This window comes from Pseudolabrys sp. (assembly GCF_050250095.1).
Taxonomy (GTDB): domain Bacteria; phylum Pseudomonadota; class Alphaproteobacteria; order Rhizobiales; family Xanthobacteraceae; genus Pseudolabrys.
In genome coordinates, this window is sequence record NZ_JBFWPH010000003.1 from 391538 (window position 1) to 406105 (window position 14568).

Consider the following 14568-nt stretch of genomic DNA (forward strand, 5'->3'; position numbering starts at 1 on the left):
CCGCGTTATCTGTCGAGCTTCAGCTTCTTCTTGCGTTGCGCCAGCGTCCGCAGCCGCAGCGCATTGAGCTTGATGAAGCCTTCCGCATCGCGATGGTCGTAGGCCACCGCGCCCTCCTCGAAGGTTACGAGATCCTGATCGTAAAGCGAATATTTGCTCTCGCGGCCGATCACCGCAACGTTGCCCTTGTAGAGCCGCAGCTTGACCTGCCCGGTGACGTATTCCTGGCTCCTGTCGATTGCCGCCTGCAGCATCTCGCGCTCCGGCGCGAACCAGAAGCCGTAATAAACCAGCTCGGCGTATTTCGGCATCAACTCGTCCTTCAGGTGCGCCGCGCCGCGGTCGAGCGTGATCGATTCGATGCCGCGATGCGCCGCGAGCAGAATGGTGCCGCCCGGCGTCTCGTACATGCCGCGCGACTTCATGCCGACGAAACGGTTCTCGACGAGGTCGAGCCGGCCGATGCCGTTGGCCTTGCCGAGCGCGTTGAGCGCCGTGAGCAGGGTCGCCGGCGACATCTTCTTGCCGTCGATGGCGACCGGATCGCCGCGTTCGAAATCGATGGAAATAACGGTCGGCTTGTCGGGCGCTCCCAGCGGATCGTCGGTGCGCGAGAAAACGTAATCCGGCACGTCCTGAGCCGGGTCCTCCAGCACCTTGCCCTCCGACGAGGAGTGCAACAGATTGGCGTCGACCGAGAACGGCGCGTCGCCGCGCTTGTCCTTGGCGATCGGGATCTGGTGTTGCTCGGCGAACTCGATCAGCCTGGTGCGCGAGGTCAGGTTCCACTCGCGCCACGGCGCGATCACCGTGACATCCGGCTTCAGCGCGTAATAGGCGAGCTCGAAGCGGACCTGATCGTTGCCCTTGCCGGTCGCGCCATGCGCCACCGCGTCGGCGCCGACTTTCTCGGCGATCTCGATCTGCTTCTTGGCGATCAGCGGCCTCGCGATGGAGGTGCCCAGCAGATACTGACCCTCATAGACCGCGTTGGCGCGGAACATCGGGAACACGTAGTCGCGGACGAATTCTTCACGCAGGTCCTCGATGAAGATGTTTTCGTCCTTGATGCCGAGCAGCTGCGCCTTCTTGCGCGCCGGCTCCAGCTCCTCGCCCTGACCGAGATCGGCGGTGAAGGTCACCACCTCCGCGCCATAGGTCTGCTGCAACCACTTCAGGATGATCGAGGTGTCGAGGCCGCCCGAATAGGCGAGCACCACCTTTTTGACCGACTTTTTCGCGTTTACGTTTGCCATTAACAATTTCCGGACCGGCTGAAATATCGAGCGAATTCCGCGCCGGACTATAGGGCGTGCGATTAACGGCGCAAGGGCGATGCAAAACGCCGCGCTGCGCGGCGAAAACCGGCCCCGCCATTAACCTCATCGATGGATCGCGCTACTCGCAAAATGCGCGCTGCGATAAATCGCCTTCAAGGCCGGTTCATCGACAGCGAGAGCATCATGTCAAAAATTAATGCGTCTGCCATCGTCTGCGTCGCCTTTGCCGGCGCCGCGATGTTCGCTTCGGCGTCGCCCGCTTTGGCCGCCAAGTGCAATCCTCCGGGCGGCTTCTCCGCCTTCATCTCCGAATTCAGGAAGGAAGCCGTCGCCAAGGGCATTTCCAAGAACGCCCTTGCCGCGCTCGACGGCCTGACCGTCGACGACAAGGTGCTTGCAGCGGACCGCCGTCAGCATGTCTTCAAGCAGAGCTTCGAGCAGTTCTCCGGCCGCATGATCTCGCAGGACCGGATGAAGAAGGGCACCTTCCAGCTGCTCAAGAACGCGAGCCTCATCAACCGCATCGAGGATCGCTTCGGCGTTCCCGGCGCGGTCGTTGTCGCGATCTGGGGCCTTGAGACCGATTTCGGCGTCAACCAGGGCAAGATGTCGGTCGTGCGCTCGACCGCGACCCTCGCCTTCGACTGCCGCCGCAGCGAGAAGTTCCAGGGCGAGCTGTTGGACGCGCTGCGCATCATCGACCGCGGCGACCTGACCAATGCCGAAATGCGCGGCGACTGGGCCGGCGAAATCGGCCAGACCCAGTTCCTGCCGTCGTCCTACATGAAGTACGCCGTCGACTTCGACGGCAACCGTCACGCCGATCTCGTGCGCAGCACGGCGGACGTGCTGGCCTCGACCGCGAACTATCTGAAGGGCCACGGCTGGCAGCGTGGCAAGGGCTGGAGCCCCGGCGAGCCGAACTTCGAAGTCATCAAGACGTGGAACAAGGCGGAAGTCTACGCCAAGACCATCGCCGCGTTCGCGGTGAAGCTCGACCGCGCCTCGAACTCGCGCGCCAAAGCGCAGTAATTTGGCTCAGTAATTTGGCGAAGTAGGCGCCGCGCGGCTTTCGCTATCGATCCAATCGCCGGCCTTCGGGCCGGTGATTTTTTTTACGAGGACGGCGTGGCGACCTGCCGCCGCTCGCACCAGCGCCCGGCGTTGCGGCCCGCGATCAGCCAATAGACGACGCCGAAGACAATGCCGGCCGCGGCGGCCAGTTGCAGGCCCGGCGGCACCAGCGGCGGCGCGCGGTCGATCGACTCTTCGTACAGATTGATGAAGCCGCCGCTGAACGCGCCGAACACGAACAGCGCGCAGCACGCCACTGCGTAGATGAGCAACGCGCGGATCTTGAACGCCTCGGCCAGCACGATCGCAACGACGGTCGGCATCAATCCGGCGAACCAGGCGATGCCGGAGGCGAACAGCGTCACGCCCCAGAACGTACCGCGCTCGACCACGTCGCCGGTGAGCCCGTGCCAGGCCGGACCGAGTAGGCCCATCGACACCACCATGCCGGCGGCAATGCTGGCGACGATCATGGCGAACCAGACGACGAAGAAACGGCCGATGAACGCCAATGCCGGCTCCTGAGACTTGCTATTCGGTCATTGCCATGGCGCGCAGCGCCATGCGCTCGCGAGCCGAAAGTTTCTCGGTTGCGCTCTTCAGCTGCCCGCAGGCGGCGAGAATGTCGCGGCCGCGCGGCGTGCGCACCGGCGAGGCATAACCGGCATTGAACACCACCTCGGAGAATTTCTCGATCTGCTCCCAGTCGGAGCATTCATATCGACTGCCGGGCCAGGGATTGAACGGGATCAGGTTGATCTTGGCCGGAATGCCCTTGAGCATGCGCACCAGCGCCTTGGCGTCGGCGAGCGAGTCGTTGACGCCCTTGAGCATCACATATTCGAAGGTGATACGACGCGCGTTCGATACGCCCGGATAATCGCGGCAGGCTTTCAAAAGCTCCGCAATCGGATATTTGCGGTTGAGCGGCACGAGTTCGTTGCGCAGTTCGTCGGTCACCGCATGCAGCGAGATCGCCAGCATGCAGCCGATCTCATCGCCGGTGCGCGCGATTTCCGGCACGACGCCGGAGGTCGACAGCGTGATGCGCCGCTTCGACAGCGAAATGCCCTCCCCGTCCGCAACGATGTTGAGCGCGTCGCGGACATTCTCGAAATTGTAGAGCGGCTCGCCCATGCCCATCATCACGATGTTGGTGACGAGGCGACGCGCCGTGCCATCCGCATTGAGCGGCTGTTTCTCGTGCCAGTCGCCGAGCCGGTCGCGCGCCACCATCACCTGCCCGACGATCTCGCCGGGCGTCAGGTTGCGCACCAGCCGCTGCGTGCCGGTGTGACAGAACGTACAATTGAGCGTGCAGCCGACCTGGCTCGAGACGCAGAGCGTGGCGCGGTCGGTATCGGGAATATAGACGCACTCCACCTCGTGCGGCCGTTCCCCGGCGGTCTCGCCCGGCAACCGCAGCAGCCACTTGCGCGTGCCGTCGACCGAAATCTGCTCGGCGACGACCTCGGGCCGCGCCAGCGTGTGATGCGCGTCGAGCGCCGCGCGCAGGTCTTTCGACACGCTCGACATCACGTCGAACGAGGTCACGCCGCGCACATAGATCCAGTGCCAGAGCTGTTGCACGCGCATCTTGCGCGTGCCCTCCGGCACGCCGAGCGCACCGAGCGCTTCGGCCAGCTGTGCACGCGAAAGCCCGACCAGCGAAGGCTTCGCCGGCGGCACATAGCGCTCTAGCGGGGCCTTTTCGACAAAGCCCGCCGGCTCGGTTTCGGTGATCGCAGTCATTGGCGCCTTGATTTAACCGGCCGGCCGGCGAGGCCGTCCCGCAAGCCCACTATATAGGACAGCGAAGGCGCCGTTGCAGCCCTCGGCAGGCGACCCTGCGGCCGCCCTTCCGCGCCGCTATTTGCACTCCTCGGCGACCTTGTCGAGCGCCTCGGAAACGCCCTTCAGCGAATAGGTATCCGTCGTCTTGGTGCCGCGGCTCGATTCGCTGCGGATGACGATATCCGCGCCCTTGCGCATGGCGTCGATCATCTTGGCTTCCTCGGCGGCGTTGCGGATCCAGGCGCCGTCGTTCTGCGGATACATCGCGTAGCTCTGCGCGCCGATCGTCGCGGTGGCGTTGGCGCTCGGCTTCTGCGGATAGCCGACCACCGTCGAAACCTCGTTCTTCACCTTCTCGGCCGGCCGTGTCGAGATGAACAGATAGGCCGCGTCGCGGCTGCGGCCCGGCGGATCGGTCACCGCCGAGGTCGGCTTGGAGATCGCGAAGCACACCGGCTTGCCGCCCGGGGTCGCCTTGTAGGCGCCCCAATCGCCGAACTGACCGAGCAGCGCCGGCTGGTCCCCGCCGGCAGGCTGCGCGACGGCAGCCGTAACGCCCGCGGCAAGCGCAGCGGCGAGAAATGGATAAATGCCCCAGTACAGAAGTCTTTTCATTTGTGCCCCACCGGCTCGTCCAAATGATTCATGCGAGTGTCGCCCCACTCAACTGTAGCCCACTAAAGGCAAAAATCGGCAATGAAAAGGCGACGATACGACGCCCTCAATCGATGTTCCCGCCGCAGGCGTGCTAGACACTAGCGCTCAGACCTTAACCAAACATCGCCGTGCCCCTCCGACAACCCCAAATCGACGTCAGATCGAAGCCTCATGAAAGCCCTGCTCTGCACCCGCTACGGCACGCCTGACGATCTCGCACTCACCGACGTGCCGGAACCCGACGCCGGAGCGGGCGAGGTCGTGGTCCGGATTGCCGCAGCCGCCCTGAACTTCTTCGACACGCTCATCATCGCCGGCAAATATCAGTTCAAGCCGGAGATGCCGTTCTCTCCTGCCGCCGAATTCGCCGGTACGGTTATCGCTGTCGGCACCGGCGTGACGGGATTTGCGCCGGGCGATCGCGTGCTCGGCTATAGCGGTCACGGCGCCGCACGCGAGCAAATCGCGATTGCCGCCGACCGGCTGGTGAAACTGCCGCCGTCGCTCGAATTCGATCGTGCCGCCGGCCTCTGCGTCACCTATGGCACAACGCTCTACGCGTTGAAGGATCGCGCCCGGCTCAAGAGCGGCGAGATACTGGCGGTGCTCGGCGCATCCGGCGGCGTCGGCCTCGCTGCGATCGAGCTCGGCAAGCTGATGGGCGCGCGTGTGATCGCCTGCGCGTCTTCGGAAGACAAGGTCGCCTTCGCGCGCCAGCACGGCGCCGACGCGGGCATCGATTACGGCAAGGACGATCTGAAGGAGGCACTGCGCCGGGAGACCGGCGGCAACGGGCCGGACGTTATTTACGATCCGGTCGGCGGCGACTATGCCGAAGCCGCGCTGCGCGCGATCGCCTGGGAGGGCCGCTTCCTCGTCGTCGGCTTCGCCGCCGGCGCGATCCCGAAACTGCCGCTCAATCTCGTGCTGTTGAAAGGCTGCGATGTCGTCGGCGTGTTCTGGGGCTCGTGGATCAACCGCGACCGGGCCGGCCATCGCGCCAACACCGAACAGATCGTGCAATGGTGCGCCGACGGCAAGCTGTCCTCGCATATCCACAAGGTCTATCCGCTGGCCGGTGGCCCGCAGGCGCTCAAGGACATCGCCGCACGCAAGGTGATGGGAAAAGTGATCCTGCGCGCATGATCCCGAAAAGTGGGAACCGGTTTTCGGACAAGATCATGCGCGAAAGTAAAACGTGCGGTTATCGTTACACCGCGACCTTCTGCAGGAATTCGTCGACCTTCTCGCGCAGATGCGCGGCGGCATCTTCGACGTTGCGCGAGGTCGCGAACACGGTGTTGGCCGCGCCCGACACCTTGCCGACCGACTGGCGCACCTGATCGAGAATAGAGGCCGCCGACTTCGCGCCTTCGGCGGCGGAGGCCACGCTTGAGGAGATTTCGCTGGTGGCGTCGTTCTGCTGGCCGACCGACGCGGCGATCGAACTCGTATGCTTGTCGATTTCCTGCATTCGCGACGCGATGCGGCCGATTGCGGCGACTGCGCTGCGCACCGAATCCTGCACGCTTCCGATCTGGCCGGCGATGTCGTTGGTCGCCTTCGCAGTTTGCACCGACAGCGATTTAACCTCCGCCGCAACCACGGAGAAACCGCGTCCCGCCGCGCCAGCGCGCGCCGCCTCGATAGTGGCGTTCAGCGCCAACAGATTGGTCTGCGCGGCGATGTTCTGAATGAGCTTGATAACGTCGCCGATCTTGCTGGCGCTATCGGCGAGGCTCATGATTTCCTGGTTGGTCTTGTCGGCATCGGCAACTGCGTCGGTCACGACATGCGTCGCTTCGCGCAGACGCCGGTCGATTTCCATGATCGAGCGCGCCATTTCATCGGCCGCCTGCGCCGCCGTCGCGACGCCGCTCGAAGCGTTGCTGGACGCCAGCGCCGCGCCGGAGGCACGTTCGGTCGTCTCGTCGAATGAAGAGGCGAGATCCGACGCGGTATCGTGCATGAGCTTGGCGCTATCCGTCACCGACCTGAGCACCGTCTCCATGCTCTCGCGGAACGAACGGATCGCGGCGTCAACCACCGCGCGGCGCTCCTGCTGCTCGGCCAGCGACATCGTAGTGCGCTCCGCCTGCCGCCGCTGGGTGATGTCGTCATGGGTGCCGACCCAGAACTGGCCGTCGTTGATCGGCTTGTTGACGATGGAGATGACGCGGCCGTCGCGGTACTCCACCACATCGGACAGCGTCTCGCCCGTCGCCATCGCACGCAACAGATCGGCATGATAAGCGTCCGGGTCGCGGTCGAGCAGTCCAGCGTCGAACCGGCACTGGATGACCTGGCGCAGCGTACAGCCCGGCCGCACCTTGTCACGCGGCAGGCGATACATCTCGATATAGCGATCGTTGCAGATGACGAGCCGTTCGGCGGCGTCGAACATCACCACGCCTTGCGACATGTTGTTCATCGCAGTGCCGAGCAGCAAGCTCTTGTCGTCGAGCAGGTGACCGGCAAATACCGCGACCAGACTGGTGGCGAGGATGGCCACGGCCGCGCTCGCGACGGCGAGCGCCAGCATGTGCGGCGACAACGCTTCGGCGATCTGGCCACGCATCGGATCCGCCAGAATGGTCACCGAACCCATCGCGGTGAAGTGCATGGTAATAATGGCAACGGTCAGCAGCACCGCCGACAGGAGCACCCCGCGCACGTCGTGCCGGCGCGCAATGACCGACAGCGAAAGCGCGCTGAACACCACGCCGAGCACGATCGCGGCCGTGACGAGATCGCTCGCCCAGGTCACACGTCCCGGCAACTCGATCGCCCACATGCCGAGGAAATGCATGCAGGAGATGCCGGCGCCGACGACGGCGCCCGCAACGAGGCCGACCCAACGACCCTGCAGATAGGCAATGATGGTGAAGCCGGCGCAGGTCGCCGCCACCGCGACGATGAAAGACACGATCGTCAGGCTCGCGCCGTAAGCGATCGGAACGCCCGGATCGTAGGCCAGCATGCCGATGAAATGCGTTGCCCAGATCCCGCAGCCGGTGGCAAGGCCCGCAACGGCGACCCAGAATCCGCGCGTGCGGCCGTGCAGGCTCAGAGAGCGCGCGAGCAGGCTGACGGCAGCGAAGCTCGCCAACAGACAGACGAGACCCGCGACGACGACAAGGCGCAGATCATGTTCCGTGCCCAGACAGCTCAAAACACGAAACATCGCAGAGATCCCTCAGCCTCCGCGTCCATAGAAAGGCAGATTAAGTAAATACTTTCTGAATTAGCCCGATTGTGCGGCGCATAGCCGCCATTCCGGCGGGCTAAATGGAAGGCCCGGCTATCCGCCCGGGCCATGATGCCGTCTTGCCGTGACTTCGGATCACGACGGGATCGCCCCCGCGGCGGCGTCAGACCGCGTCGAGCCAGACGCGTGCAGCCGCCCGGTGCTCATCGGTGATATGGTTACTGACGAGCTTGATCGCCGCTGCCAGCACCGCGGCGTCATCGGAGAAGCCGAGCATCGGCACAAGATCGGGAATGCTGTCGAGCGGCAGCACGAAATAGGCGAGCGCCCCGGCCAGCGCGAACTGCACATGGCGCGGCGTGCTGCGGTCGAAAGCGCAGTAATAGGCCGCCAGCAAATCCTCCGCGAAGGGGATCAACAGCGGCAACGTCGCGCCGATGCGCTTCAGCTTGCGCCAGAAGCGCGCCCGCAGGCCCGCATCGGCGGCGGCGCGCTCGGACGGCTGGGAAAAGTGTCTGGCCTCGGCAGCGGTCATCGCTTCTAGATGGTGGCGATCCCTGGCAGCGACAAGAGGCGGCACGGCCCTCAAGTTCCGGCAATCCTGTCCATCGCCTCCGCGAGTTTCACGTCGAGGGCGGTTACCCCGCCGGCGTCATGGGTCGAAAGCGTCACCTCGACGGTCTTGTACACATTGAACCATTCCGGGTGGTGGTCCATTTTCTCCGCGACCAGCGCCGCCCGCGTCATGAAGCCGAAAGCTTCGTTGAAATCCTTGAACACGAATTTTTGTGTGATGGCGTCGCGGTCCGGAACTTCCGACCAACTGGCGAGCTTCGCCAGCGCAGCTTTGCGGGTTTCGCCTTCGAGTTTCTCGCGCATGGCGCGCCTCCGTTTCGTAACGCCGCTATAGCCTGATCAACTCCATTGAAACAGGCTTACCGCTTTATCATCTGAGGGCATGATCTTGTCCGAAAAACCAGCGTCCACTTTTCGGGATCATACCCTACTCGCCCGGCGGTTCCTCCGCTCGCTTGTCCGAATCGCCCGGCGCGCCGAGCTTCGCTTTCTCGCCGGCAAGCTGCGCCATCGGGCCGGCCGACAACGCTGCCTGCTGATCGACGCCGTGCACCGAATAAAGCGACGGCGCGGCGCGATTGACCTGAAGATGAAAAATGTCCGGCCGGTTGTAATGCCCGGCGAAGTCGTGGCGCAGCTTCATCTGGATGCCGATGTCGAGATCGCAGTCGGCATAGAGGATACCCTCCTCCGGCCCCATCGGTCCGGCAATGATCCGGCTGTTCGGCGCGACGATTACGCTGCCGCCGCAGCAGTTCGGATCGCGCAGGAACTTCTCGCCCTCGGGACCGGCCTTGAGCATCTCGATCATATGGTCGTCGACCGTGCCGCAGGCCGAGATGACGAAAGCCTTGCTCATCTGCGCAAAGGCCTGCGAGTCGACCGCGACGCGATTGCGCAACGGATCGCCGCTGGTCGGGAAATGGTTCGGCCAGCTCATCACATGGATACGGGTGCCCTCGGCGACCAGCGCGAACACCGCGAGCGGATTGGAATTCTCGCCGCAGATCAGCCCGCTCATCGGACCGAACTCGGTGTCGAACGCGCCGAAGGTGTCGCCGAAACCGCCCATGTGGACGAGCCGCTCACCGACCGTCGGCATGATCTTCTGGTGCTTGCGGATCAGCCTGCCGTCCGGCCCGATATAGACCTGCGTGTTGAACATCGTGCCGGTGGTGTTCGGGATCTTCTCGCAGACGCCCATCACCACATAGGCGTTTACCTCGCGCGCCGCCTCGCACAGCGCGTCGATCTCCGGCCCCGGAATTTCCACCGAGTTCTTGAACAAGTCGACCGCGAGCCTGTTGGCGATCGCCCCGGTCGCAGCATGGTGGTGGTACCACACCGGATGCGCCGGAATGAAACCTTCCGGGAAGCCGATCACCCGCGCGCCGTTGCGCCCGGCCTCGCGGATCAGCCGGCAGGCCTTCTCCGTGGAGCCTTCGCGGTCGAGAAACACCGAGGCGGCCTGCACCGCCGCCACCTTCACCGTTCCGTAGTTGTCACCCATGACCCGGCCTTCATTGCACTGACAGGGCATGTGCCCTGGACGCCATGCCGCCGATACTAGCCGGTTGGCCGGGCAGGTCATGGCCCGGAACCGCCGGGGGGCCCCGATTTGGCGGCAATATGTGGGCAATCGCAGGTTGGGACGGCCCGTGGCGCCCGGGCGAGGCCTCGGCGGAACCCGCCGTCCGCGCTTAACCCTCCGGCATTTCTGCCGGTTGCGTCCGCGCCGTCCCTGACTATATTGCGCCGCAATAGAGTCGCGGGCCAGCAGGATTGCCGCACGGCAATCCTGTCTTCGTTAGAGCACGATCCCGAGAAGTGGATTTCCGGTTTTCGGAAAAGAACGTGCTCCATCGATAGCGGTTTGCGCCGTCATTTCAAACAACCTGGCCACTTCATGAATCTGCGCAACGTCGCCATCATCGCTCACGTTGACCACGGCAAAACCACGCTGGTCGACCGCCTGCTCCAGCAGTCCGGCATTTACCGCGAGAACCAGCGCCAGGTCGAGCGCGCGATGGACTCCAACGATCTCGAGCGCGAGCGCGGCATCACCATTCTCGCCAAGGCGACGTCCGTTGAGTGGAACGGCACGCGCATCAACATCGTCGACACGCCGGGCCACGCCGACTTCGGCGGCGAGGTCGAGCGCATCCTCAACATGGTGGACGGCGCGCTGGTGCTGGTCGACGCCGCCGAGGGTCCGCTGCCGCAAACGAAGTTCGTGGTGTCGAAGGCACTGAAGATGGGTTTGAAGCCCATCGTCGTCATCAACAAGGTCGACCGCTCCGACGCGCGCCCGACGCAGGTCGTCAATGAAGTGTTCGACCTGTTCGCCGCGCTCGATGCCACCGACGAGCAGCTCGATTTTCCGATCCTCTACGGTTCGGCCAAGCAAGGCTGGATGTCGGACAGCCTCGAGGGATCGCACGACGACGGCATGAAGCCGCTGTTCGAACTGGTGCTGCGCCATGTGCCGCCGCCGAAGGTCGAGGAAGGCCCGTTCCAGCTGCTCGGCACCATCATCGAAGCCAACAACTTTCTCGGCCGCATCATCACCGGCCGCATCACCTCGGGCTCGGTCAAGCCGAACCAGAGCGTGAAGGTGCTCGACCGCGAGGGCAAGCTGATCGAGAACGGCCGCGTGACGAAAGTCCTGGCGTTCCGCGGCCTCGAGCGCCAGCCGGTCGAAGAGGCGGAAGCCGGCGACATCGTCGCGCTGGCCGGTCTGCCGAACGCCATGGTGGCGCACACCATCTGCGATCCGAGCGTGGAAAAGCCGCTGCCGGCGCAGCCGATCGACCCGCCGACGCTGGCCATGACATTCCGCGTCAACGACTCGCCGCTCGCTGGCACCGAAGGCAACAAGGTCACCGGCCGCATGATCCGCGACCGCCTGCTGCGCGAGGCGGAAGGCAACGTCGCGTTGCGCGTCCGCGAATCCGACGACAAAGATGCGATGGAAGTCGCCGGCCGTGGCGAATTGCAGCTCGGTATCCTGATCGAGACGATGCGCCGCGAAGGCTTCGAGCTCTCCGTGTCGCGGCCGAAGGTGCTGCTGCGCAAGAACGACGCCGGCGAGACCGAGGAGCCGATCGAGGAAGTCGTGATCGACGTCGACGAGGAGCATTCCGGCGTCGTTGTGCAGAAGATGTCGGAACGCAAGGGTGAGATGACCGAACTGAAGCCTTCGGGCGGCGGCCGCGTCCGTCTCGTGTTCCATGCGCCGACCCGCGGCCTGATCGGCTACCAGGGCGAACTGCTCACCGACACGCGCGGCACCGCTATCATGAACCGGCTGTTCCACGCCTACGCGCCCTACAAGGGCGCGATTCAGGGCCGCCGCAACGGCGTGCTGATCTCCAACGACAAGGGCGAAGCCGTCGCCTATGCGCTGTGGAACCTGGAAGACCGCGGCCCGATGATGATCGAGCCCGGCTGGAGGGTCTACACCGGCATGATCGTCGGCGAGCACACGCGCGACAACGATCTCGTCGTCAACGTGCTCAAGGGCAAGCAGCTCACCAACATCCGCACCACCTCGAAGGACGAGGCGGTCCGCCTGACCCCGCCGATCAAGATGACGCTCGAAAAGGCGCTCGCCTATATCGAGGACGACGAACTGGTCGAGGTGACGCCGAAGTCGATTCGGCTGCGCAAGAAGCTGCTGGACGAGAACGACCGCAAGAAAGAAGCGCGCGCCAAGGAAGCCGAGCCGGCCTGAGTCCCGGCACGGCGCGCCGCGCGGTAACCAAACGTCAGGCTTTATAATCGTCCTAAACGAAGCCCTGCCAATGGGTTCCGAAACCGCGCCTGTGGCCGGTAATCCACACCGTTAACCTATCGTTAAACACAACCCTTGAAGGGCGGCCGGTTCGTTGGTTCTATTTGGCCATGAGTACCGCCCTAATCGAGATTCGCCGCGCCAAGTCCGACGATGCCGAGGCCATCGCGGCCACCCACGATGAATCGTGGCGGGCCGCCTACCAGGGCATCATCCCGGGCGCCGAACTCGACAAGCTGATCGCGCGCCGCGGACCGACCTGGTGGGACAGCGCGATCCGCAAGGGCAGCCGTATCACCGTCCTGCAGTTCGAGGACGCCGTGGCCGGCTATGCCAATTATGGCCGCAACCGGGCGAAGAGCCTGTTCTATGACGGCGAAGTTTATGAAATTTATCTGCGTCCCGAATACCAAGGTCTCGGCTTCGGCCGCCGCCTCTTTAACGCGGCCCGCAAGGACATGCAGCAGAGCGGCCTGAAGTCGCTGGTGGTCTGGGCGCTGTCCGACAACGAACCCTCGATCGAGTTCTATCGTTCGATGGGCGGCCGCGCCGTCGCGCGCTCGTCGGAGAAGTTCGGCGCAAAAACGCTCGACAAGGTCGCCTACGCCTGGCCGGCCTGACCGCTACTCCGCCGGCGGGCTGAAGCCCGGTCCGGTCGCGCCTTCCACCACAGCTTTGTCGGTTCCGCAGCGGAAGTTGCGCGCGCGTTCGTCCGCGATCTTCCGGGCCAGCGCATTGGCGTCCGGATTGGCGCGGCCGTCGACATAACCCACACGGCACACCGGACCGGGCGCGAGCCGCGTCACCACCAGCACCTGCCCCGGCACGGTCTTGTCGCCGTCCGCGACCGAAGTGCGGAAGCGCAGGATGGTGGCAAATGGCTTGAGCTTGCCGTTGGCCGCGCGCTCGGAGCGCCACTCGATGCTGGTGCCCTCGCCATGGAACGACGCCAGCGTTTCGCGGGCCGCGGGTTCGTTCTTCGCATTGCCGCCGTAGCTGACATACATGCGCATGTCATTGGCGGTGACGTGAACAGGGATGCCCCCGAAGCCCGCGCAACGCCATACGCCGGAATCTTCCTCGGCCTTGCCGGCCGTATGGCGGCAATTCTCAAGGTCGAGCGGCGTGTAGGTGCTGACGATGGTTTGTGCGGCGGCGGGCGCCGCCATGACGGAAAGCGCCAGCAGCGAAAAGACAATACGGGTTCGGGCACGAAATCGGGTTTGGCTCATGCGCGCCTCCTGCCATCCTTGGTCGCGGCGGCAGGGCCGCCGGTTCAATCCTGGAATTGCGGCTCCGGCAGCCCGTTCTGCGCGCAGGCAGCCTTGAGCGTATTGAGGATAAGGCACGCGATAGTCATCGGTCCAACCCCGCCGGGCACCGGCGTGATTGCGCCGGCGACCTTCGCCGCCTCGTCATAGGCCACGTCGCCGACGATCCTGTTCTTTCCGCCCTCTCCAGCGACACGATTGATCCCGACATCGATCACCGTGGCGCCGGGCTTGATCCAGTCGGCCTTAACGAATTCGGGCCGGCCGATGGCCGCAACCAGAATGTCGGCGCGGCGGCACAGGCCGGGAAGATCGCGCGTCTTCGAATGTGCCACGGTGACGGTGGCGTTTTCGGCGAGCAGCAGCTGTGCCACCGGCTTGCCGACGATGTTGGAACGGCCGATCACCACCGCGTCCAGGCCGGCGAGCGACGGCTTGACCGTCTTCGCCAGCAGCACCGAGCCGAACGGTGTGCACGGCACCAGCGAGGACAGGCCGCTCGACAGGCGGCCGACATTGACCGGGTGGAAGCCGTCGACGTCCTTCGCCGGATCGATCGCCGCGATCACCTTTTGCGAGTCGATCTGCGGCGGCAGCGGCAATTGCACGAGAATGCCGCTGACCGCGGGGTCGGCATTGAGCTTGCCGATCAGCGCGAGCAGATCTTTCTCGCTCGTCGTCTCCGGCAGCTTGTGATCGATCGGCATCATGCCGGCCTCGACCACGGCCTTCGATTTCGAGCGGACATAGACTTCGCTCGCCGGGTTCTGCCCGACCAGCACCACCGCAAGCCCCGGCTTCAGGCCGTGCTTCGCGTTGAGTCCGGCGACTTCCGCGGCAATGGTCTTGCGCAGGTTCGCCGCGATTGTCTTGCCGTCGATGATCGTCGCCGCCATGTCCGCTCTCCGTGTTCAC

The 14568-nt window shown here is 64.5% G+C and carries 13 protein-coding genes and 1 pseudogene; 4 read left to right on the forward strand and 10 right to left on the reverse strand.

The features are described 5' to 3' along the window. Nucleotides 1–5: 5 nt before the first annotated feature. Nucleotides 6–1256: an argininosuccinate synthase gene (locus tag AB7F10_RS11355; protein ID WP_428560891.1), complete on the reverse strand. Its 1251-nt coding sequence runs from the start codon at nucleotides 1254–1256 to the stop codon at nucleotides 6–8. Between the two features lie 207 nt (nucleotides 1257–1463). On the opposite strand from AB7F10_RS11355, the gene AB7F10_RS11360 reads away from it, so the two are divergent. Continuing rightward, entirely contained in the window at nucleotides 1464–2312 is an 849-nt protein-coding gene (locus AB7F10_RS11360; protein ID WP_428560893.1) for a lytic murein transglycosylase, read from the forward strand. A gap of 83 nt (nucleotides 2313–2395) precedes the next feature. Here AB7F10_RS11360 and AB7F10_RS11365 read toward each other — a convergent pair whose 3' ends face one another. The 3 genes from AB7F10_RS11365 to AB7F10_RS11375 form a co-directional block, all read right to left on the reverse strand. Then, entirely contained in the window at nucleotides 2396–2866 is a 471-nt protein-coding gene (locus AB7F10_RS11365; RefSeq protein ID WP_428560895.1) for a hypothetical protein, read from the reverse strand. 19 nt (nucleotides 2867–2885) lie between these two features. Continuing rightward, nucleotides 2886–4106 (reverse strand): 23S rRNA (adenine(2503)-C(2))-methyltransferase RlmN, encoded by a 1221-nt coding sequence (rlmN, locus tag AB7F10_RS11370; RefSeq protein ID WP_428560897.1) that lies wholly within the window; start codon nucleotides 4104–4106, stop codon nucleotides 2886–2888. Between the two features lie 117 nt (nucleotides 4107–4223). Then, nucleotides 4224–4763, reverse strand: coding sequence for an invasion associated locus B family protein (locus AB7F10_RS11375; protein WP_428560900.1), 540 nt, complete (start codon nucleotides 4761–4763; stop codon nucleotides 4224–4226). A gap of 213 nt (nucleotides 4764–4976) precedes the next feature. On the opposite strand from AB7F10_RS11375, the gene AB7F10_RS11380 reads away from it, so the two are divergent. Next, entirely contained in the window at nucleotides 4977–5951 is a 975-nt protein-coding gene (locus AB7F10_RS11380) for an NADPH:quinone oxidoreductase family protein (RefSeq protein WP_428560903.1), read from the forward strand. Nucleotides 5952–6015: 64 nt separating this feature from the next. Here AB7F10_RS11380 and AB7F10_RS11385 read toward each other — a convergent pair whose 3' ends face one another. The 4 genes and pseudogenes from AB7F10_RS11385 to AB7F10_RS11400 all read right to left on the reverse strand — a co-directional run bounded on the left by AB7F10_RS11385 (nucleotide 6016) and on the right by AB7F10_RS11400 (nucleotide 10099). Next, nucleotides 6016–7989: an MHYT domain-containing protein gene (locus AB7F10_RS11385; protein ID WP_428560905.1), complete on the reverse strand. Its 1974-nt coding sequence runs from the start codon at nucleotides 7987–7989 to the stop codon at nucleotides 6016–6018. 187 nt (nucleotides 7990–8176) lie between these two features. Further along, nucleotides 8177–8548, reverse strand: coding sequence for a YkvA family protein (locus AB7F10_RS11390; RefSeq protein WP_428560907.1), 372 nt, complete (start codon nucleotides 8546–8548; stop codon nucleotides 8177–8179). Between the two features lie 50 nt (nucleotides 8549–8598). Then, nucleotides 8599–8895, reverse strand: a pseudogene (locus AB7F10_RS11395) (4a-hydroxytetrahydrobiopterin dehydratase); the annotation flags it as partial. A 121-nt stretch (nucleotides 8896–9016) separates the two neighbouring features. Then, nucleotides 9017–10099, reverse strand: a complete 1083-nt coding sequence (locus AB7F10_RS11400; protein ID WP_428560909.1) for a carbon-nitrogen hydrolase family protein — start codon at nucleotides 10097–10099, stop codon at nucleotides 9017–9019. A 396-nt stretch (nucleotides 10100–10495) separates the two neighbouring features. Here AB7F10_RS11400 and typA point away from each other — a divergent pair, with 396 nt between their 5' ends. Continuing rightward, nucleotides 10496–12322, forward strand: a complete 1827-nt coding sequence (gene typA / locus AB7F10_RS11405) for a translational GTPase TypA (RefSeq protein WP_428560911.1) — start codon at nucleotides 10496–10498, stop codon at nucleotides 12320–12322. Between the two features lie 170 nt (nucleotides 12323–12492). Next, nucleotides 12493–13002: an N-acetyltransferase family protein gene (locus AB7F10_RS11410; RefSeq protein ID WP_428560914.1), complete on the forward strand. Its 510-nt coding sequence runs from the start codon at nucleotides 12493–12495 to the stop codon at nucleotides 13000–13002. Between the two features lie 3 nt (nucleotides 13003–13005). Here the strand turns inward: AB7F10_RS11410 and AB7F10_RS11415 are convergent, their stop codons facing one another. Then, nucleotides 13006–13614, reverse strand: a complete 609-nt coding sequence (locus tag AB7F10_RS11415) for a hypothetical protein (protein ID WP_428560917.1) — start codon at nucleotides 13612–13614, stop codon at nucleotides 13006–13008. Nucleotides 13615–13658: 44 nt separating this feature from the next. Next, entirely contained in the window at nucleotides 13659–14549 is an 891-nt protein-coding gene (folD, locus tag AB7F10_RS11420) for a bifunctional methylenetetrahydrofolate dehydrogenase/methenyltetrahydrofolate cyclohydrolase FolD (RefSeq protein ID WP_428560919.1), read from the reverse strand. Nucleotides 14550–14568: the final 19 nt, after the last annotated feature.

What these genes read in the sequence shown, in the direction of transcription:
- AB7F10_RS11355 (WP_428560891.1), bottom strand. Translation starts at nt 1,256, where the DNA reads ATGGCAAACGTAAACGCGAAAAAGTCGGTCAAAAAGGTGGTGCTCGCC.
- AB7F10_RS11360 (WP_428560893.1), top strand. Translation starts at nt 1,464, where the DNA reads ATGTCAAAAATTAATGCGTCTGCCATCGTCTGCGTCGCCTTTGCCGGC.
- rlmN (WP_428560897.1), bottom strand. Translation starts at nt 4,106, where the DNA reads ATGACTGCGATCACCGAAACCGAGCCGGCGGGCTTTGTCGAAAAGGCC.
- AB7F10_RS11375 (WP_428560900.1), bottom strand. Translation starts at nt 4,763, where the DNA reads ATGAAAAGACTTCTGTACTGGGGCATTTATCCATTTCTCGCCGCTGCG.
- AB7F10_RS11380 (WP_428560903.1), top strand. Translation starts at nt 4,977, where the DNA reads ATGAAAGCCCTGCTCTGCACCCGCTACGGCACGCCTGACGATCTCGCA.
- AB7F10_RS11385 (WP_428560905.1), bottom strand. Translation starts at nt 7,989, where the DNA reads ATGTTTCGTGTTTTGAGCTGTCTGGGCACGGAACATGATCTGCGCCTT.
- AB7F10_RS11390 (WP_428560907.1), bottom strand. Translation starts at nt 8,548, where the DNA reads ATGACCGCTGCCGAGGCCAGACACTTTTCCCAGCCGTCCGAGCGCGCC.
- AB7F10_RS11400 (WP_428560909.1), bottom strand. Translation starts at nt 10,099, where the DNA reads ATGGGTGACAACTACGGAACGGTGAAGGTGGCGGCGGTGCAGGCCGCC.
- typA (WP_428560911.1), top strand. Translation starts at nt 10,496, where the DNA reads ATGAATCTGCGCAACGTCGCCATCATCGCTCACGTTGACCACGGCAAA.
- AB7F10_RS11410 (WP_428560914.1), top strand. Translation starts at nt 12,493, where the DNA reads ATGAGTACCGCCCTAATCGAGATTCGCCGCGCCAAGTCCGACGATGCC.
- AB7F10_RS11415 (WP_428560917.1), bottom strand. Translation starts at nt 13,614, where the DNA reads ATGAGCCAAACCCGATTTCGTGCCCGAACCCGTATTGTCTTTTCGCTG.
- folD (WP_428560919.1), bottom strand. Translation starts at nt 14,549, where the DNA reads ATGGCGGCGACGATCATCGACGGCAAGACAATCGCGGCGAACCTGCGC.